20 protein-coding genes are annotated in these 18,875 nt (G+C 42.9%); 14 read left to right on the forward strand and 6 right to left on the reverse strand.

Going from position 1 to position 18,875, the window contains the following annotated elements; genetic code table 11:
• Positions 1 to 5 precede the first annotated feature (5 nt).
• Complete coding sequence (locus EO130_RS08120) at positions 6 to 551, reverse strand: TlpA disulfide reductase family protein (RefSeq protein ID WP_127141012.1); 546 nt, start codon at positions 549 to 551, stop codon at positions 6 to 8.
• Between the two features lie 133 nt (positions 552 to 684).
• On the opposite strand from EO130_RS08120, the gene EO130_RS08125 reads away from it, so the two are divergent.
• The 13 genes from EO130_RS08125 to EO130_RS08185 all read left to right on the forward strand — a co-directional run bounded on the left by EO130_RS08125 (position 685) and on the right by EO130_RS08185 (position 11,893).
• On the forward strand, positions 685 to 1,131 hold the full coding sequence (locus tag EO130_RS08125; RefSeq protein ID WP_127141013.1) for a MarR family winged helix-turn-helix transcriptional regulator: 447 nt from the start codon (positions 685 to 687) through the stop codon (positions 1,129 to 1,131).
• Positions 1,132 to 1,136: 5 nt separating this feature from the next.
• Positions 1,137 to 1,769 carry an NAD(P)H-dependent oxidoreductase gene (locus tag EO130_RS08130; protein WP_127141014.1) on the forward strand — a complete coding sequence of 211 codons (633 nt, stop codon included), beginning with the start codon at positions 1,137 to 1,139 and terminating at the stop codon, positions 1,767 to 1,769.
• 34 nt (positions 1,770 to 1,803) lie between these two features.
• Positions 1,804 to 2,373, forward strand: a complete 570-nt coding sequence (locus tag EO130_RS08135; protein ID WP_127141015.1) for a YceI family protein — start codon at positions 1,804 to 1,806, stop codon at positions 2,371 to 2,373.
• Positions 2,374 to 2,612: 239 nt separating this feature from the next.
• Entirely contained in the window at positions 2,613 to 4,010 is a 1,398-nt protein-coding gene (locus EO130_RS08140; protein WP_127141016.1) for an anthranilate synthase component I family protein, read from the forward strand.
• Between the two features lie 2 nt (positions 4,011 to 4,012).
• Entirely contained in the window at positions 4,013 to 4,579 is a 567-nt protein-coding gene (locus tag EO130_RS08145) for an anthranilate synthase component II (RefSeq protein ID WP_127141017.1), read from the forward strand.
• Between the two features lie 83 nt (positions 4,580 to 4,662).
• A complete protein-coding gene (trpD, locus tag EO130_RS08150) occupies positions 4,663 to 5,655 on the forward strand; it encodes an anthranilate phosphoribosyltransferase (protein WP_127141018.1) in 993 nt (330 codons plus the stop codon).
• 59 nt (positions 5,656 to 5,714) lie between these two features.
• Positions 5,715 to 6,125, forward strand: coding sequence for a four helix bundle protein (locus EO130_RS08155; protein ID WP_206513138.1), 411 nt, complete (start codon positions 5,715 to 5,717; stop codon positions 6,123 to 6,125).
• Positions 6,126 to 6,127: 2 nt separating this feature from the next.
• Positions 6,128 to 6,913: an indole-3-glycerol phosphate synthase TrpC gene (trpC, locus tag EO130_RS08160; RefSeq protein ID WP_127141019.1), complete on the forward strand. Its 786-nt coding sequence runs from the start codon at positions 6,128 to 6,130 to the stop codon at positions 6,911 to 6,913.
• 105 nt (positions 6,914 to 7,018) lie between these two features.
• A complete protein-coding gene (locus tag EO130_RS08165) occupies positions 7,019 to 7,735 on the forward strand; it encodes a phosphoribosylanthranilate isomerase (RefSeq protein ID WP_127141020.1) in 717 nt (238 codons plus the stop codon).
• A complete protein-coding gene (gene trpB, locus EO130_RS08170) occupies positions 7,732 to 8,916 on the forward strand; it encodes a tryptophan synthase subunit beta (protein WP_127141021.1) in 1,185 nt (394 codons plus the stop codon). The genes EO130_RS08165 and trpB overlap by 4 nt, the downstream gene beginning before the upstream one ends.
• Positions 8,917 to 9,079: 163 nt before the next feature.
• Positions 9,080 to 9,382: a GIY-YIG nuclease family protein gene (locus tag EO130_RS08175; protein ID WP_127141022.1), complete on the forward strand. Its 303-nt coding sequence runs from the start codon at positions 9,080 to 9,082 to the stop codon at positions 9,380 to 9,382.
• Positions 9,383 to 9,603: 221 nt separating this feature from the next.
• Positions 9,604 to 10,365 carry a tryptophan synthase subunit alpha gene (gene trpA / locus EO130_RS08180; protein WP_127141023.1) on the forward strand — a complete coding sequence of 254 codons (762 nt, stop codon included), beginning with the start codon at positions 9,604 to 9,606 and terminating at the stop codon, positions 10,363 to 10,365.
• 31 nt (positions 10,366 to 10,396) lie between these two features.
• On the forward strand, positions 10,397 to 11,893 hold the full coding sequence (locus EO130_RS08185) for a M20/M25/M40 family metallo-hydrolase (protein WP_127141024.1): 1,497 nt from the start codon (positions 10,397 to 10,399) through the stop codon (positions 11,891 to 11,893).
• Here the strand turns inward: EO130_RS08185 and EO130_RS08190 are convergent.
• The 5 genes from EO130_RS08190 to EO130_RS08210 all read right to left on the reverse strand — a co-directional run bounded on the left by EO130_RS08190 (position 11,890) and on the right by EO130_RS08210 (position 17,789).
• Complete coding sequence (locus tag EO130_RS08190) at positions 11,890 to 12,588, reverse strand: uracil-DNA glycosylase family protein (protein ID WP_127141025.1); 699 nt, start codon at positions 12,586 to 12,588, stop codon at positions 11,890 to 11,892. The genes EO130_RS08185 and EO130_RS08190 overlap by 4 nt on opposite strands.
• A gap of 12 nt (positions 12,589 to 12,600) precedes the next feature.
• The gene (locus EO130_RS08195) at positions 12,601 to 15,147 is read right to left on the reverse strand and encodes a phosphoenolpyruvate carboxylase (protein ID WP_127141026.1); all 2,547 of its coding nucleotides are present in this window, start codon (positions 15,145 to 15,147) and stop codon (positions 12,601 to 12,603) included.
• A gap of 171 nt (positions 15,148 to 15,318) precedes the next feature.
• Positions 15,319 to 16,080, reverse strand: coding sequence for a peroxide stress protein YaaA (gene yaaA / locus EO130_RS08200; RefSeq protein WP_127141027.1), 762 nt, complete (start codon positions 16,078 to 16,080; stop codon positions 15,319 to 15,321).
• Between the two features lie 87 nt (positions 16,081 to 16,167).
• Positions 16,168 to 17,199, reverse strand: a complete 1,032-nt coding sequence (locus EO130_RS08205) for an RluA family pseudouridine synthase (protein ID WP_127141028.1) — start codon at positions 17,197 to 17,199, stop codon at positions 16,168 to 16,170.
• A 2-nt stretch (positions 17,200 to 17,201) separates the two neighbouring features.
• Positions 17,202 to 17,789: a PASTA domain-containing protein gene (locus tag EO130_RS08210; protein ID WP_127141029.1), complete on the reverse strand. Its 588-nt coding sequence runs from the start codon at positions 17,787 to 17,789 to the stop codon at positions 17,202 to 17,204.
• A 79-nt stretch (positions 17,790 to 17,868) separates the two neighbouring features.
• On the opposite strand from EO130_RS08210, the gene EO130_RS08215 reads away from it, so the two are divergent.
• Complete coding sequence (locus tag EO130_RS08215) at positions 17,869 to 18,843, forward strand: D-alanine--D-alanine ligase (protein WP_127141030.1); 975 nt, start codon at positions 17,869 to 17,871, stop codon at positions 18,841 to 18,843.
• The last annotated feature ends 32 nt before the right edge of the window (positions 18,844 to 18,875 follow it).

Raw genomic sequence — 18,875 nt, forward strand, 5'->3', positions numbered from 1 at the left:
ATATCCTATTTGATAAATTGATGTAACGCTTCATTAAGTTCTTCGTACGTAAAACCACGTTCGTAAAAAGTTCGTTTTTCCTTATTATATATTAAGGTAGCCGGAATACCTCCGCCCCATTCTTCGGATACTTTGGGAATCCAATCGTTTTGTTTAGGGTCGTCCAGTATCACCACTTCGGATTGAATGTCCTTGTTCTCCACATAAGGCTCCAAACGTGACTTCCACATATTGGGCATATCCAAGCTGACCAGAATAACTTTTACATTGTTCTCTTTTTGCTCGGCATTTATTCGCTCAAAATGGGGCATTTCTTCAATACAGGGCTTGCACCAAGTAGCCCAAAAGTTAATGACATAGGTGGCACCATCATCTTTGTGCAGCAGAGGTTCGAAGGACTCAAAATCATACACGGGGAACTTGACATCGGCATTGGCGGTTTTTTCTGTGGACACTTCATTGACCTCTCCATCAGCTTCTTGGGACTCTTTCTTCTTTTCAGCGCAAGCCCCAACCAAAATGACAAGGACCAAAACAATCAATCTATTCATTACCTGATATTTGCCCTTCTAAAATACATAGGGAAAAACTGCCATTCCATTCTTTAACAAAAATTTATCGACCTGAAATTTGGTGTATCCGTCAAAATCATCTTATATTTGTATATACAATTATTGTTTGTACATGAATGTTGAAGAAGTCATAAAAACCTCAAAAAAAATTCCCTTGGAGCCCAGGACGATCATACATATGGAATTGGTTCACAATAAAATCAGTGAGATGATGACCGCCACGCTAAAGCCCTTTGAGGTTTCTATACAACAATTCAATGTACTTCGTATTTTAAGGGGACAACAAGGCAAGCCTGCCAACCTCTCCACGATAAATGAACGAATGGTGACCAAAATGAGCAACACTACGCGCTTGGTGGACAAACTTATTGCCAAGGGTTTTGTGAACCGATGTGTGTGCCCATCCAATCGCCGTAAGGTGGAGATTCTTATCACCGACTCCGGTCTTGATGCACTCACCCAAATGGACGAAGCCTTGGATAAAGCCCATGATACTATCTTGGTAAACTTCACCAAAAAAGAACTTGAACAATTAAATCAACTATTAGATAAATTTTAAAAATAATGAGCAACGTTTTAGAGCATAGAACTTGGCGCTACGCCACCAAAAAATTCGACCCTACCAAAAAGGTGTCGGAGGACGACCTTCAAATCTTGTTGGAGGCGACTCGTTTAAGTGCATCTTCTTATGGCCTGCAACCTTATCATGTATTTGTGATTACAGACCAGGACCTAAAAGAAAAATTGAAGCCGGCTTCTTGGGGACAGTCACAGATTACGGATGCATCCCATTTGATCGTTTTTGCCAATGCAACTGATTTTGGGGAAGAATTGGTGGATGATTATTTAGCCAACGTGAGCGAAACCAGAGGAATCCCAACTGATAATCTAAAAGGGTATTCAGAGTTTATGAAGTCCAAATTGATGGACCTGCCAAAGGATATGAAAAGCAATTGGACTGCAAGACAGGCCTATATCGCCTTTGGAAATTTGATGCAGGCCGCTGCAGAGCTCAAAATAGACACCTGTCCCATGGAAGGTTTTGAAACCGAAACGTACAATGAGATTTTGGGGCTTAACGACAAAAACCTTAATGCAGCCGTTGTTTTGGCCGTTGGTTACCGTTCTGAACGAGACGAAACCCAACATTTGGCCAAGGTGAGAAAATCAAAAGAAGAATTATTTACACTTATATAAATCATTAACAATTAAAACAGAAATTAAAACAATCATGAAAAAGACAATTTTAAGCTTAACATTGGTCACCCTAGTGGGATCATCCGCTATCGCAAACCCTATTAAAGAAACCAAAGAAGTAAAAACAACTGAAAGTACCGTTACTTGGAAAGGCTACAAAGTAGGAGGTTCCCACACAGGAACCATCAGCCTTCAATCTGGTGCCTTGGAATTTGATGGAGAAAAATTGGTAGGTGGAGAGTTCGTTGTGAATATGGCAAGTATCAACACTACCGACTTGGAAGGTGAGTACAAGGACAAATTGGACGGTCACTTGAAATCTGATGACTTTTTTGGCACTGCCAATCACCCAACCGCCAAATTGGTGTTCACTAAAGTGACATCAACCGGAAAAAACTCTTACGATGTTACTGGCGACCTTACCATTAAAGGTACTACGGAGCCTGTGACTTTTGAGGTTTCCGTTTACGGTGACAAAGCAACTGCTTCCTTAAAAGTGGACAGAACCAAATACGACGTAAAATATGGATCAGGAATTATTGGTACTGCCAAGGATAAATTGATCTATGATGAGTTTGATTTGGTAGTTGATCTACAGATGTAATCAACTCCTATTTAGTGTGTGGAAATCCCGTCCGAGCCATTCTTGGACGGGATTTTTTAATTTAAACAAAACAATGTTGTTCCGTTAAAAATTCCTCCCTATATTTGACAACATGATTTATAGAACAACAAATAACTGGTGGTGGATAAACTTACGTCAAACGTCGTGAGCTAAGTCCCCATTATAACCATATAAGAGGCTTGTCATCACGACAAGCCTTTTTCTTTTTTAGGACTAATATGAAGTATACTTTAGAGACCCATTACAAAAAAATTCTTGCGGATACCATTACCCCCGTAAGCGTTTACCTTAAAATCCGGGACAAATTCCCCAACAGCATTCTTTTGGAAAGTAGCGACTACCATGCGAACGACAACAGCTTTTCCTATATCTGCTGCAATCCCATTGCTTCCATCAAAGTGGCGAACGAAACCATTACACAACGTTTTCCCGATGGCACAAAGAAAGAAATGGCAATTACCCCCGAAACGGATGTGACCCAAGTTATCCATAACTTCAGCCAACAATTCAAAACTACCCAAAACGGATTCAAGTTTATTTACAACGGGCTTTTTGGCTACATGGCCTACGATGCGGTTCGCTATTTTGAAGATGTACAAATCTCCAAAAAGGAAGACTCGGCCAATATCCCCGATATTTATTATGCCGTTTACCAGAACATTATCGCCATCAACCATTTTAAAAACGAGGCCTATCTGTTCGCCCACTGCTACAATACCGAAAGTAACGTGGAAGAAATGGAGCAACTTTTCAGCGTAAGAACTTTTGCCTCCTATAATTTTACCAAACAAGGAAAACCTGAATCCAATCTTCAGGACGAAGACTATAAAGAACAAGTTGCCCTGGCCAAAAAACATTGCCAGCGTGGCGATGTGTTCCAATTGGTCTTGTCAAGAAGGTTCAAACAAAAATTTAAGGGAGACGAGTTCAATGTGTATCGGGCGCTTCGTTCCATAAACCCCTCCCCTTACCTATTCTATTTTGACTATGGTGATTTTAAAATATTTGGAAGCTCCCCGGAAGCGCAATTGATCGTAAAAGATGGCAAAGCCGAAATCCATCCGATAGCGGGAACCTACAAACGTACCGGGAATGATGAAAAAGATGCTGAATTGGCCAAAAAATTAGCAGAGGACGAAAAAGAGAATAGTGAGCACGTAATGCTTGTGGATCTTGCAAGAAACGATTTGAGCCGCAATGGCAATACCGTAAATGTGGAAACCTATCGGGAGGTGCAATATTTCTCCCATGTGATCCATTTGGTATCCAAAGTAACCGGACAAAAGAAAGAGGACAGCACAACCATGAAAGTGGTGGCCGACACCTTCCCCGCGGGCACCTTGAGCGGAGCTCCAAAACATATGGCCATGCAGCTCATAGAAAAATATGAAAAAACCAGCCGCTCCTATTACGGTGGCGCTATTGGATTCATGGATTTTAAAGGCAACTTTAACCACGCCATTATGATACGCACCTTCTTGAGCAAGAACCATGAGTTGTATTACCAAGCAGGAGCTGGATTGGTAGCCGCCTCCAACCCAGATGACGAATTACAGGAAACCTACAATAAATTGGGCGCACTGACCAAGGCGCTAGAAATCGCCGAAACAATCTAAAGATGGGACGAAAGATTTTAATGATAGACAACTACGATAGCTTCACCTACAATTTGGTGCACTATCTGGAAGATTTGGATTGTGAGGTCACGGTGAAACGGAACGATCAGCTCACATTGAAGGACGTAGAGCCTTTTGCATACATCGTGCTTTCACCCGGACCTGGGATTCCCGATGAAGCCGGGCTATTGAAAGACATTATCAAAACCTACGCGCACACCAAACGAATCTTTGGGGTTTGCTTAGGATTGCAGGCCATCGGCGAGGTATTTGGAGGGACATTGATCAATCTGGACCAAGTATATCATGGCGTGGACACTACCATAACCGTGACCAAGAACGACCCTATTTATAAGGATATGCCCAAAACCCTTCAGGTAGGCCGGTACCATTCTTGGGTCGTAGATCCCAATCTGCCCGATGTTCTGGAAATCACGGCAGTAGATGAAAACGGACAAGTGATGTCACTTCGGCACAAAAACTATGATGTGACCGCTGTACAATTTCATCCCGAATCGGTTTTAACGCCTGAAGGAAAACAAATGTTGAAAAATTGGTTGGAAAGCTAGAAAATGTCATTCCTGCGAAGGCAGGAATCCAAAAACAATAACAAAATAGATTCCTGCCTTCGCAGGAATGACAGAAAAGAACAATGAAAGAGACCTTAAACAAACTCATCAATCATGAAATTCTCCCCAAGGAAGAAGCCAAACAGATTTTGGTGAACATTGCCAATGGGGAATACAATACCTCGCAAATCGCAGCATTCTTGACCGTTTACATGATGCGAAGCATCACCATTGAGGAATTAGAGGGGTTCCGCGATGCTCTTTTGGAGCTTTGCTTGGCCGTTGATCTTGCCGAGTATGACCCTATAGACCTTTGTGGAACGGGCGGTGATGGCAAGGATACTTTTAATATTTCCACATTAGCATCCTTCGTCACAGCAGGCTCAGGAATCCATGTGACCAAACATGGCAACTATGGGGTTTCCTCAAAATGTGGAAGTAGCAATGTGATGGAGTTTTTAGGAATCAAGTTCAGTAATGATATCGATTTTCTAAAGAAAACCATTGAGGAAGCAGGAATTTGCGTGCTACATGCACCCCTGTTCCATCCCGCCATGAAGAATGTAGCCCCCATCCGCAGGGAGTTGGCCGTAAAAACATTTTTCAATATGCTGGGACCCATGGTGAACCCAGCATTCCCTAAAAACCAAATGGTAGGAGTATTCAATTTGGAACTGGCCCGAATGTACGGGTACCTATACCAGAATACGGATAAAAAATTCACCATTCTAAATGCCTTGGACGGGTATGATGAAATCTCGTTAACGGGAGACACCAAGACCATTTCCAACAGTACCGAAGCCATGTTGACGCCCACTGATTTCGGTGTAAAAAAAGTTTCGCAAGAAGAAATTACCGGAGGGGAAGACGTGGCCGAATCGGCACAAATATTCATGAACATTCTGCAGGGCAAAGGAACCGATGCCCAGAACAATGTGGTTTGTGCCAATGCAGGAGTCGCCATTGCTACGGTAAAAGGCATCACCCCGAAAGAAGGCTTTGAAATGGCCAAGGAATCATTATTGAGGGGTAAGGGATTACGAGCTTTGAAAAAATTGCAATCTTTATCTAAATAAAGTCGGTAGTCAGGAGTCCGAAGTCCGAAGTATAGGGAGACGAGAAATAAATCAAGAGCATGATAGTGTCAAAATTCAAGTTTGAAAAGATAATTGTCTGGCAAAGAGCCATGGATTTTGGAGAAGCCATAAATGACATAACAAAACTCTTTCCAAAAAACGAGGTCTATAATCTCAGCTCACAAATAAGACGAGCAGCTGATTCAATTGCATTGAATATTTCAGAAGGAGCTACCGGACAGACAAATCCTGAGTTTAAGAAATTCGTAGGTTATGCCATTAGATCTTTGAGCGAAGTGGTTACCTGCCTACATAAAGCGAATAGAAGAAACTATATTCCAAACGAAACTTTTGATGAGCTTTATAATGAAGCCTTCAATTTAAGAACATGTTGGTCGCTTTTAGAAAAAATATTAAATAATTATAAAAAGCTTCGGACTTCGGACTACCGACTTCGGGCTTCCATTTAAATATGAACATTCTAGAAAAAATAGTAGCCGATAAGCGCAAAGAGGTCGATTTGAAAAAATCACTCATCACCGTACCCCAATTGGAGGCGTCGGTAATGATGGAGCGAACCTCTGTCTCTTTAGCCGAAATGCTAAGCAAAAGTAACTCCGGCATCATAGCTGAGCACAAGCGCCGTTCCCCATCCAAATCCGTAATCAACCATAACTTAAGCGTCCAAGATGTGGCCCAGGGCTACACCGATGCAGGTGTTTGTGGCATTTCCATACTCACCGACGGAAAATATTTTGGAGGTTCCTTGGATGATCTGGTTCTGGCCAGAGCTTCAACCAACATTCCCCTTTTACGAAAAGAGTTCATCATAGATGAATATCAGATTATAGAGGCCAAAGCCTATGGTGCAGATGTTATACTGTTGATTGCTGCCATCCTATCTAGAGAAGAAATCAAGACCTTTTCCGAATTGGCCAAAGGACTTGGACTGGATGTGTTGCTCGAAGTGCATAATGAAGAAGAACTGGAAAAATCCTTGATGCCCAGTTTGGATATGCTGGGTGTGAACAATAGAAACCTGAAATCATTCGAGGTGGACTTGGACATCAGCAAAACCTTATCCAAAAAAATTCCGGAAGATTTTGTAAAGGTCTCAGAGAGTGGCATTAGCTCGGTGAAAGCGATACGCGAACTCAAGGAATTTGATTACCAAGGATTTTTGATTGGGGAAAATTTTATGAAAACAGATAATCCCGGTAAAAGTGCGGAAGAATTTATAACCAAAATCATCTCATAAACGTCATTTCGGGTGATTTACCGAAGGTAAATCGTATCGGGAAAAAGAGGTCTCGATACTTTTTGCTACAAATTTCAAAATACTCGACCCGACTAAATTTATACCATGAAATTAAAAATCTGCGGCATGAACCATAACCCTGAAGAGGTGGCAACGCTGAAACCCGATTATTTGGGTTTTATCTTCTGGGAACCTTCCTCCCGATATTTTTCGGGAGAGATGCCGGTCCTGCCCAATTCCATCAAAAAAGTTGGAGTTTTTGTGGACACACCTTTGGAAGAAGTTTTGGAAAAAGTGGCGCAATACCAATTGGATGCCGTTCAGCTACATGGACAGGAAAGTGCTGAATATTGCGTGGAACTGAAAGATTACTTTCTGTCAATTCGCGCGCAGTCGAGAAATCAGAAAAAATTGGACGAAAATGGGGTCTCGACTCCGCTCGACCTCACGGATACGGAAATCATCAAAGTATTCTCCATTAAGGATGATTTCGATTTTGATGTATTGAAGGATTACGAAGGAGTATGTGATTATTTCCTTTTTGACACCAAAGGAAAACTCCCCGGAGGGAATGGCTATACCTTTGATTGGTCCGTTTTGGAAAGGTATCCATCCAATAAACCCTACTTTTTGAGCGGTGGCATTGGATTGGATTCCGTGGAAAAATTACAGGCCTTTTTGGAGAGTCCCGCCTCAAAATATTGTTTTGCCATCGATGTGAACAGTAAATTTGAGAAGGCTCCCGGTCTAAAAAATATTGACGAGTTAAACCAATTTATCGAATCGCTCAAAAGCGGTGACAACAAAAAAAAGAACCTATGAAAAGTTATCATGCTGACGAACGCGGATATTATGGCGAGTTCGGTGGAGCCTTTATTCCGGAAATGCTGTATCCCAATTGCGAAGAGTTGCGGCAAAACTACCTCAACATCATGGCGGAACCATCGTTTCAGGAAGAGTTCCATCAATTGCTGAAGGATTATGTGGGTAGACCTACGCCTCTCTATCTCGCCAAGCGGTTATCCGAAAAGTACCATACCAAAATCTATCTGAAACGGGAAGATTTGTGCCATACCGGAGCCCACAAGGTCAATAATACCATTGGCCAGATATTGATGGCCAAAAAATTGGGCAAAAATAGAATCATTGCGGAAACAGGAGCAGGTCAACACGGGGTGGCCACGGCCACCGTATGCGCTTTGATGGGCATCCAATGTGTGGTGTACATGGGAGAAATCGATATTGCACGCCAAGCCCCGAACGTAGCAAGAATGAAAATGTTGGGGGCCGAGGTACGACCGGCCACATCGGGCAGTAAAACCTTAAAGGATGCCACCAACGAAGCCATACGTGATTGGATCAATAATCCCGTGGACACCCATTACATCATCGGTTCGGTGGTAGGGCCTCACCCCTATCCCGATATGGTGGCCCGTTTTCAATCCGTAATCTCGGAAGAAATCAAACAGCAACTCAAAGCAATAGAGGGCAGGGAAAACCCTGATTATGTGGTGGCCTGTGTGGGTGGAGGAAGCAATGCAGCTGGAATTTTTTATCACTATTTGGATGTTCCTGAAGTAGGTATTATTGCCGTTGAAGCTGCAGGAAAAGGAATTGATTCCGGTGAAAGTGCCGCGACATCTGCTCTCGGAAAAGTGGGCATTATCCATGGCAGTAAAACGCTGTTGATGCAGACCCAAGACGGACAGATTACCGAGCCCTATTCCATATCAGCAGGATTGGATTACCCGGGTGTAGGTCCCATGCATGCCCATTTGTACGCTTCGGGCCGTGGTGAGTTTATTTCCATTACGGATGAGGATGCGATGCAAGCTGGGTTGGAGCTATCTAAATTGGAAGGTATCATTCCCGCTATCGAAACCTCGCATGCGCTGGCCATTTTTGAGGAACGGAAATTCAATCCAGACGATGTTGTAGTGGTTAACCTGTCAGGACGGGGTGATAAGGACCTTCAGAACTATATCGATTATTTTAAGTTGTAACCTGATATCATTCCTGCGAACGCAGGAATTCAAGGTAGGATGGAAATGAATCCCGCATCAAGTGCGGGATGACAAAAACAAAATAGAACCAAGTATCGAATCAGGAATGAAATTATAGTAAAAGCATAAATGTCATTCCTGCGGAAGCAGGAATCAAAAATCCATGATTAAAAACTTTCATCAATACTATGTTTACATCTTAAGCAATAAGCGCAACGGAACTTTGTATACCGGGATGACCAATAATATTGAACGAAGAATTTTGGAACACAAGCAAGGAATAATCAAAGGATTTACCAAGAAATATGGTCTTCATATGTTAGTTTATTTTGAAACTCATCAAAGTGTTAACGATGCCATTTTGAGGGAAAAAAGAATCAAAAAGTGGAAAAGGGAATGGAAGATTGAAATGATTGAAAAGGATAATCCTTTTTGGCTTGATTTATCCAATGAATGGGATTTGTAATGGGTGGAACTGTCATTCCTGCGAAAGCAGGAATCCAAAAACAGGATATGAAGTGGGTCCCCCATCAAGTGCGGGATGACAGGATGAGCAAAACGGAATACAGCATCGAATCAGGAATGAAATTATAAAAAGGTTAAATGTCATTCCTGCGAACGCAGGAATTCAAGGCAGGATGGAAATGAATCCCGCATCAAGTGTGGGATGACAAAAACAAAATAGAAATGAACAGAATCAAACAAAAATTGCAAGAGGACAAAAAGATCCTTTCAATATATTTTTCAGCAGGATACCCCAATTTGGACGACACCGTTAAAATCATCCAAGATTTGGAAAAAAATGGGGTCGATCTTATCGAAATTGGACTTCCATTCAGCGATCCGTTGGCTGATGGCCCTACCATTCAGGAAAGTTCCACGGCAGCCCTTAAAAATGGGATGCACACCGCCTTGCTCTTTGAGCAATTGAAGGATATCCGAAAAACAGTGTCCATTCCGTTGATCATTATGGGATATTTTAATCCAGTGCTCCAATATGGAGTCGAAGCGTTTTGTGCCCAATGTGAAAAAATAGGTATTGACGGACTTATCCTACCCGATTTGCCGTTGGATGTTTATAAAGAAGAATATGAAACCATTTTCAAAAAACATGGATTGATCAATGTCTTTCTGATTACCCCGCAAACCAGTGATGAACGCATCAAAGCTATAGATGATGCGTCCGAAGGCTTCATTTATATGGTGAGTTCTGCCAGCACCACTGGAGCCAAACAAGGTTTCGGCAGTGAGCAATCGGACTATTTTGACCGTATCGCCAAGATGGGCTTGAACAACCCACAAATCGTTGGATTCGGTATCAGCAATGCCGAGACCTTTAAGCAAGCTACCCAAAAAGCCAAGGGGGCCATCATTGGTTCGGCCTTCATTAAATACTTGACCGAAAATGGGGTGGATCGTATTGGTGACTTTGTGAAGCAAATTCGTTAAATTTCACCTCTAATAATTATTCAACGGTAACATGAAAAAAACGCTGTTCCTTATCTGCTCATTGCTTGGTTTTTCACTTTTTGCCCAGGACGATGTGGCCATCAAATCGCAAGTGGCCCATGCCATCAATGAAATTCGGGAATTTATAGCCATTCCCAACGACGCGCTCGATGCCGCGGACATTGACCGAAACATCATGTGGCTCAAGCGAAAGTTCGGTGACAGAGGGTTCAATACGGCGGTTTTGGAAACTGAAGGACTTCCCTTGTTTTTTGCAGCAACCCCCGTAAGCGGAGAAAAGCCAACAGTCCTCATCTATATGCATTTTGATGGACAATCCGTAGACCCCTCGAAATGGGATCAGCCGAATCCATATCAGGTTGTATTGAAAGCTCCAAAGGATGGAGGCTTCGAAACGGTGTCATTCGACGAATTGGATGATGATATCAATTACGATTGGCGTCTGTTCGGACGGTCCACCTCTGATGACAAATCGCCTATAGTAATGCTATTGAACGCCATGGACCTGTTGAAGAAGGATGGCAGGGAAATACCCTTCAACATCAAGGTTATTTTGGACGGCGAAGAGGAAAAGAGCAGCAAGCCCCTTCCGGCAGCCGTAAAGCAATACCGTGAATTGTTGGAATCCGACTTTTTGATGATCGTGGACGGTCCGGTCCATGCTTCGGAAAAGCCCACTGTAGTTTATGGTTGTCGCGGCATTACTACCTTAACACTGACCACCTATGGGCCCATCAAGCCACAACATAGCGGGCATTATGGCAACTATGCCCCAAACCCAGGGTTTCAATTGGCAAAATTGTTGGCCACCATGAAAGATGATGAGGGCAGAGTGACCATTAACGGTTATTATGATGGTATTTCAATCGATAAAACAACGGATTCCATTTTAAAAAGCGTTCCCGATCGTGAAGAGGCCATAGCAGAAAAACTACAATTTAAAACAGCCGAAAAGGTTGGTGGTTTTTATCAAGAAGCCTTGCAATACCCATCCTTGAACATTCGTGGACTGGGCTCAGGTTGGGTCGGCGATAAAGCCAGGACCATTGTTCCTGAGAGTGCTACTGCCGAACTGGATTTGAGATTGGTGGTGGAAAGCGATGGCGACCGTCTCAAAAAATTGGTAAAAGACCATATCGGCAAACAAGGATACAAAGTATTGGACCACGTTCCTTCAAAAGAGGAGCGGATGCAATTTGATAAAATCGTGACCGTGGAAGAGGGCAGTGTTACGGACGCTTTCCGCACTGAGCTGGACAACCCTTATGGTGATTTCATTGTGAAGACATTACACCAAACTTTTGGGGAAGAGGTGATTCAAATACGCACTATGGGTGGCACCGTACCTATCTCACCGTTTGTCAATGAATTGAAAATCCCAGCCTTTATTGTCCCCGTGGTGAACCCGGACAATAACCAGCACAGTCCCAACGAGAATGTTAAAATTGGGCAATTGGCATACGGAATCAAGGCATTTTATGGGATTCTTTCTTCAAAACCGAATTAAAAAAACTCCCTATACTGCATCACCCTGAAATCAAGCGTATTGAATTCAGGGTTTTTGTTTTTTAGGTCCTTGTAAGCTTGTAAACTACCAACGGCGCGGTTGGCAGCTCCCGAAGGTGCGGTCAAAGAAACTGTTTTTATGGTTCTCGATCGGGCTCGAACTGATATAGAACTTGAATCAAGAGGTAATTCCAAATGATGGATTCTAGGCACCTCGTTGGATACCACTTTTAGTTTAAGGCCACGTTCCTTCAACTGTCTACGAAAGAAATATTCCGGACCATTTTTACTATTTCCTCCCGTAAACAAAAGTGTCTTGATGTTGGGGTATTCTTTTAAGTAACCGACCAAATCACGAAGCACCACGTTTTGCATACCCAGATCGGAGGCATCGATTTTTTCACGTTCGGCGCTTTCCACAATATCGCAGACACCGATTCTGTTTTTGATCAAAAATTGTTTCCGTTGCTCCACGGCTTCTTGGGTCGTCTCGTACTTTAGACCAAGATCAAAGATGATATCCAATATGGGCCACAGCTGTCCGTTGCAACTTCCGTAGCAAAAATCGACATCCTGTGGTTTTAACTCTCCCGTGGTGAAGCGGGGCGGTGGTAGAGTACCTACGATAAGTTTTGTGGCCTTTTCCAAAAGAAAAGGGTCATAGGGATGTATGTGCTTAAAAACTTTGTTCGCCAATCCTATACGGGTCTAAGCTGAGTTTCGACTCGCGTTGATGTTTCCATACAACGATCGAGTCACGATCTTTTCATACAATTCCTTGTACTCCGAATTTTGTGTGATATGGTACAGGGCATTCTGCTGTATCACCAAAAGGGGCAATACGATCTTTTCCCTGATTTTTACCGACTCCCGAGAAACAGCTTCGTCCTCCATCAACATCTTATCCCCTGAAATCTGTAGGAGCATTTTTTTGGACAGTTGGAATTCGTCGTGCAAAATATTCCAGAAATCCCCAAACTCTGGATCCTCCTTCATGTAACCGGTCAGATTGAAATTGGATTTGGCCAAAGACATCATACTGTTGTGCATCAGTGCCCTAAAAAATGGGACTTCTTTGTACAACTTTTTCACTTCGGACAGTCTTCCTTGTTCTTTCAGGGCACTTATGGCCGTTCCCAAACCAAAGTATCCTGGCACATTCTGCTTCAGCTGGCTCCAGGAACCTACAAAGGATATCGCCCTTAGGTCGGACAAAGTCAATTGTTTTTTATTGCCACGCTTTCCTGGTCTACTGCCAATGTTTGCCTTGGTGTAATATTTTAAGGTACTGCGATGTTCCAAGTATGGCATAAATTTCTCATGCTGTTTTAACGCATCGTACTTATCAAAACTTAACTCTGAGAGTTCTTCAATCAATTTACGCTGGGCAGCCGAAATGGTGAGTTCCTTACCGAATAGGTTGTTGCTCAATCCTGCTGTGAGCAACTGTTCCGAGTTGTGGATAAACTGCTCTTTGGTACCATAGGTACTTGTAATGGTCTGTCCTTGAATGGTAAGTTGGATCTCGTGATTGGCCACATCCTTGGTCTGCGCAGCGTAGAACCTGTGTGTTTTACCTCCGCCCCTTGCTGGTGGTCCTCCCCTACCATCAAAGAAAATAGCGGCCACGCCGTTTTTCTTGCAGACCTTGCTCAATGTCTCCTTGGTCTTGAGTATGGACCAATTGGCCTTTAAGTACCCTCCATCCTTGGTCCCATCCGAAAAGCCCAACATTATGGTATGAATGTCCCTCCTTCGTTCCAAATGCTGACGATATTGTGGAATATCGAACAAGGTTTGCATCACCTCTTCGGAAGCGTCCATACCTTTCATGGTCTCGAACAATGGAACAATGTCAAAAGTGATTTCCTTCTCGTTCCATCCACACCATCTGAACAACCCAAACACGAACAGCACTGAAAAAATATCCTCTGAGTTACTGATGATGTAACGGTTGCATCCATCTTCGCCGTTCTTTTCCTGAATCGACTTAAGATTTTTGATATTGACAATGGTATCCTTTACGATATCATCCTCAAAATCCTTTGGATTGAGTTCAAATTTTTTCTCCAATAACAGTTTCACCAATTCATTTTCCTTGAGCTCGTCAACACTTTCTTTGATGATACCCTCTTTCTTGAGAACACTCTCCACCACCAAGAGATGCTTACTGTGATCTTGGCGGATATCCAGCGTTGCAAAGTGGGTTTTAAATATGTGAACCTTATCAATCAATTGATTCAATTCGTCCAAATAAAGCTCATGGTAATCGGCCTCCAACTTTTCCTTGATTGCCGTCAAGTACGCAACAATGTCTTGATAGGAAATGGGAGCGTTCAAGTCGAACATGGCATTGTACAATTTTGAACTCAGTTCGTTCAGATCCTCCTGCATCCCTTTAAAGGTGAGTTTTTTACGAAGTCCCTTCAATTCGTTGTAGTAGCATTTCATCAAGGTAAGCCTAAGTTCATCGGCTACCTGCTTGGTGATTTCAGCGGTTACGTAAGGGTTTCCGTCACGGTCACCTCCGGGCCAAAATCCAAGCTTCATTAGGTTGTAGTTCTCAAACTTGTCATCCCGAATATTGCTCTTTACATACTGATACAGTTCCCCAACCGCATCATAATACGTATGCCTAAGAATGTAGATGATGTTTTTTGCTTCGTCCAAAGGCGTTGGCTTTTTGGCATTGATCAAAGATGTTAGCCCCAACTGCTGCAAGGTCACATCAATATCGTAGATTCTATCTTGATCAATGAGCGATCGCAGTTCGGCGATAATATCTAAAATAGCTGGGGTGTAAAACTGGGTTGGGTGGGCCGTTAAAACAATTCGTGCACTAAAGGTGGACAGCTTCTTGGATACTTTGTCCCAATTCTTGGTGCGGTTAACCAGCTCAAAATAATCCTTTATGGTGAGTGAGCTGCTGTATTTCTGCAGCTTGGGAAATGCGGAATCCTCAACACTATCATACAATACTACCTGGCGCTCCACATATTGAATCATCCGAAACATAAAATCCAATCGCTCCCGTTCATCCTGAATGTTGACAAAGTTGGAAAAGAACACTTCCAAGATTTCCTGTGGATCTTTACCTTCCTTAAGTCCCTTTTCGCATTGATCAAGTAAAAGCGGAACCAAATTCCCCACATTTTCCACGTTTTTGTAGGGCAAGCTTAAAAAAAGGCTGTTGTAAATATTGAACTTATTGGTTACCGATTTTTTGAATTCTTCTAACCGTTTAGTCTGCTGCATGGATTTCGTTTATGTTAGTGTTATCAATGGACATTCACTCAAAGGTCGTGAATAAAGTATAACCTCTGGGTTAAATTTAGGCGTATCACAATTTAAGACAAGGGCTCTTTAAACGTAACACTCCAGCTGAAGGGATAACTTAAAGATTACTTCGGATTTTACCAAAGTTTTTTATCGAACAAAAACAGGCTCGTTCTTCTTCACCGTGTGCTCCTCGCTATACATGTAGCCATCGTAGTCAAAATTCTTGATGTCTTCCACAGTTTCGGCACCTTTGTCCAAAATATAACGCACCATGGAACCTCGGGCTTTTTTGGCGTAGAAACTGATCACTTTCAGTTTGTCGTTTTTCCAATCCTTAAAAACGGGGGCTATCACGGGAACCTTTAGCTTTTTTTCATCTATGGCACCGAAGTATTCGTTACTGGCCAGGTTTACAAATAATTCATCCTCTTTAAGTTCTTCGTTCAAAGACGCCGTGATTTGGTCTTTCCAAAATTCGTCGAGGTTCCTTTTACGGCCCACCTTAAGTTGGGTGCCCATCTCCAATCGGTAGGGCTGAATAAGGTCCAGGGGCTTTAAAACGCCATATAATCCGGATAAAATCCGAAGCGTATCCTGTAAATTGTCCAATTTCTCTTCCGGAATGGTGTATGCATCCAAACCTTGGTACACATCTCCATTAAAAGCGTAAACCGCTGGTCTGGCATTATCCTTTGTAAAGGGTAGCTCAAACTGCTGGTTGCGTTCCCAGTTCAAATCTGCAAGCTTGTCAGAAATGGACATGAGCTCCGAAAGTGCCTTTGGTTTTTTCTTCTTCAAAACGGCATTCAATTGTTCCGCTTGTTCCAAAAATTGGGGCTGACTGTATTTTGATGTAGGCAAAGCCGTCTCATAATCAAGTGACTTTGCCGGAGATATTACAATTTTCATGGTATTCCTTTTTGGTAAAAATAACGAGGTTTTTCGTTTTTTGGAAGGGGAATCCAAAGGTGTTTTCAATCTTTGGATTGAGGAAACCTATGATTCGTGATGCTTGGCATAGCCACGCCATTTTTCAATACCGTTTACCATGTCCTCTGGCAATTCGGAATCAAAACGCATAAACTCACCGGTGACAGGGTGTTCAAAGCCAAGGGTCTTGGCATGCAGGGCCTGGCGTGGCAACACCTTAAAGGCGTTTTCCACGAACTGTTTGTATTTGGTAAAAGTGGTTCCCTTCAAAATCTTATCGCCACCATAGCGCTCATCATTGAACAGCGTGTGGCCTATATATTTCATGTGGACCCGAATTTGATGGGTTCTACCGGTTTCCAAGCGGCAAGATACCATGGTAACATAGCCAAAACGTTCCAAGACTTTGTAATGGGTTACCGCTTCCTTGCCATCGCTCCCATCTGGGAATACCATCATTTGAAGCCTGTTTTTGGGATTACGGGCGATATGCCCCTCCACAGTACCCTCATCTTCTTCCACATTGCCCCAGACCAAGGCCACGTATTCCCGCTCGCTGCTCTTTTCGAAGAACTGCTGGGCCAAATGAGTCATGGCGGACTCCGTTTTGGCAATGACCAGCAACCCAGAGGTATCCTTATCGATTCGATGAACCAATCCGGGGCGGTCCGAACTGTTGTTGGGCAAGTTTTCAAAATGGTAGACCAAGGCATTGATCAAGGTCCCTGAGTAATTTCCATGTCCGGGATGCACTACCATTCCTGCGGGCTTGTTCACAACAAGAAGCACATCGTCCTCGTAAACAATGTCCAAGGGAATGTTTTCGGGTGTCAGCAAAAACTCGTAAGGCGGGTGCTCAAACATCACTTTGACCTCATCCCCTGCCTTTACCTTATAATTTTGTTTGACGATGGCTCCATTTACCCAAATATGCCCCCTTTTGGCAGCCTGTTGGATTTTGTTTCGCGTAGCGTTCTCAATAAAGTTCATTAGGAATTTGTCCACACGAAGAGGTTCCTGACCCTTGGATGCCACAAAACCGTGATGTTCGTAAAGATCATCTTGGGAAAGCTCGTCCTGATTATCGGAAATATCCATAGTTATTGTGAATCTGCCTGTACGCGTGCGCTACCAGGAATGGTTCCATTTCCGCAAACAAGTTCCACTTTGGAAGTTTTAGGTAATCGGTCGCCCGGACTAATGTATTTCCCTTTATGCTTCATTCGGTACACCATGTCCTTTCCGAGTTCGTCGATATAGGTTACACGTTCCACCTCAAGCCCTACCGCACGCAACATGGAAGCCGCATTTCGTTGGGTTACTTGGATAATATCGGGTACGGTCACTTTTTTATATCCTGATGGGTTTACGGTAAAATAAATCTTGCGATTGGCCTTCACCTTGTTACCCGCTGGAGGATTCTGGTCCAATATGGAAAATCGAGGATACTCTGGATTAAAATCGGATGAATCCAATACTTGGTATCTAAGTCCCACTTCTTCCGCCGCCTTTCGCATCTCCATAACCGACATCTTCGAAAAATCAGGAACTTCTACAAACTCACCGTGATTGGTAGTGCCCTTGAGCCATTGCAGCGTAACGAACACCAAGACGATTACGGCCACTGCCGCCAACCCCAATTGAATCAAAAAAGTCCTACTTTTTAAAAAGTTGAAAAAATTTTTCATGTAGTTCACCTTAACGCAACAAAGATAGGAAAGCCAACCCTTTTTTCTTTACTTTGGTCGTGCGATATTTTTTAAGCCAATGAAAAAGAACATTGCCATCATCATGGGCGGCTATTCCAGTGAATACGCGATTTCTATCAAAAGCGGAAATGTGGTGTACAAGTATTTGGACAGGGACAAATACAATCCTTACCGAATAGTCATCACTCGCGAAAGGTGGTTTTATATGGATGATAACAATCAGGATTATACTGTGGAAAAAGCTGATTTCAGCCTTATCGTCGATAGCAACAAGATTACATTTGACTGTGTTTTCAACGCCATACATGGTACACCGGGAGAAGATGGATTGATGCAGGCCTATTTTGAACTTTTGGGTATTCCGCATACCTCATGCAATCACTATGAAGCCGCACTTACCTTTAACAAAAGAGATGTATTAAGCACTTTGAAACCTTATGGGGTACCCTGTGCCATCTCTTACTTTTTGAACAAGGGCCAAGATGTGGATGCCGATGCCATAGTGGAAAAAGTAGGGTTGCCCTGCTTTGTAAAAGCGAATCGAGCGGGCAGTAGTTATGGGGTTTCGAAGGTATACCAAAAAGAGGAATTGGACCAGGCCATAGAAAACGCATTTAAGGAAGACACACAGATTATCATAGAATCTTTTTTGGATGGTACCGAAGTCTCTGTCGGTGTCATCACTTATAATAATAAGGTAACCGTGCTACCCGCAACGGAAATTATTTCGGAAAACGACTTTTTTGATTTCGAGGCCAAATATTTGGGCAAGTCCAAGGAAATCACCCCGGCAAGAATATCAGAAAAGCAGGAATCCAATGTCCGGAAATTGGCCGAGTTCATTTATAAAACATTGGGATTGAAGGGGTATACCCGAAGTGAGTTCATTTTTATTGGGGATGTACCTCATCTGTTGGAAATAAACACAACTCCTGGACTGACAGAAGAAAGTCTGCTACCACAGCAAGCCAAAACGGCTGGAATTTCCCTAGAAGACCTTTTTGACAGTGCGATTGTTGAAGCTTTGCGCTAGAAACCGTATTTTTAAAAAACTTTAAATTACAA

It is taken from the genome of Flagellimonas marinaquae, from assembly GCF_003992675.1.
Taxonomy (GTDB): Bacteria; Bacteroidota; Bacteroidia; order Flavobacteriales; family Flavobacteriaceae; genus Flagellimonas; species Flagellimonas marinaquae.